Source organism: Amycolatopsis minnesotensis, from assembly GCF_039529815.1.
GTDB lineage: Bacteria > Actinomycetota > Actinomycetes > Mycobacteriales > Pseudonocardiaceae > Amycolatopsis > Amycolatopsis minnesotensis.
This window is the reverse complement of record NZ_BAAANN010000126.1, coordinates 1-1,154: the sequence shown is the minus strand read 5'-3', so window position 1 is coordinate 1,154 and position 1,154 is coordinate 1. Positions and strand designations below refer to the sequence as shown.

Annotated in this window: 1 protein-coding gene; it reads left to right on the top strand. The window is 66.8% G+C overall.

Going from position 1 to position 1,154, the window contains the following annotated elements:
• Nucleotides 1-69: 69 nt before the first annotated feature.
• Nucleotides 70-1,154: acyltransferase domain-containing protein (locus ABD256_RS44130; RefSeq protein ID WP_344432394.1), on the top strand; the 1,085-nt coding region annotated here is incomplete at its 3' end.

Genomic DNA, 1,154 nt, shown 5'->3' with positions numbered 1-1,154 from the left:
GAGTCTGGTGTGGAGTGTGGTGTGGGTGGGGTCGGTGCGTGGGTGCTTTCGGGCCGGTCGGAGATGGTGGTGCGGGAGCAGGCGTCGCGGTTGCTGTCCTTTGTGCACGGTTCGGATGCGGGTGTCGGCGAGGTGGGTGCGGCGCTGGTGCGAGCCCGGACACTGTTCTCGCACCGTGCTGTCGTTTTGGGTCGGGATCGGGAAGAACTCGTGTCGGGGTTGGGGGTTGTGGCTGGTGGTGGGGATGCGGCGGGTGTGGTGCGAGGCGTCGCTGGCCCGTCACGGGTAGCGGTGGTGCTACCAGGCCAAGGTGCACAGCGGTTGGGTATGGGACACGAGCTGGCGGAGTCGTGCCCGGTTTTCGCGGCGGCGTTCAACGAGGTCTGCGTGTTACTCGACGGGCTGCTGGGTTGTTCGTTGCGGGAGGTGATGTGGGGTTCGGACGCGGATGCGCTGAATCGGACGGGGTGTGCCCAGCCCGCGTTGTTCGCGGTCGAGGTCGCGTTGCTGCGGCAGTTGCTCGCCACCGGTGTGGTTCCGGAGGTGCTGATCGGACATTCCGTGGGTGAGCTGGCTGCCGCGGTGGTATCGGGTGTGCTGTCCCTGTCCGATGGGTGCCGTCTGGTGGCGGCACGGGCCCGGTTGATGCAGGCACTGCCCACCGGCGGGGTGATGGTGTCACTCACCAGCCCCGACGGGACACCACCGGAGATCGAGCTGCCCGCGGAAGGCGTGTGGACCGCAGCGATCAACACCCCAGGAAGCGTCGTCCTCGCCGGTACACGCGACGCCGTCACCCACATCGTCGAGCAGTGTGACCGATACCAGGTCCACTGGTTGCGGGTCTCGCACGCCTTCCACACCCCGTTGATGGACCCAGCCCTGGAACCCTTCCTCGAAGTGGCACGCACCCTGACCTACCGGTCTCCGTCGATTCCGATCATCTCCACGGTCACCGGTGAAACCCTCACCGGCGAGCAGGCCCGCTCACCGGAGTACTGGGTCCACCAAATCCGAGGCACCGTCCGTTTCGCCGACGCCATCACCACCGCCCACACACGAGGAATCACCACGTTCCTGGAAGCCGGACCCGGAACCAGCCTGAGCACAGCCATCACCACCAGCCACCCCGACACCACCACCATCCCCACCCA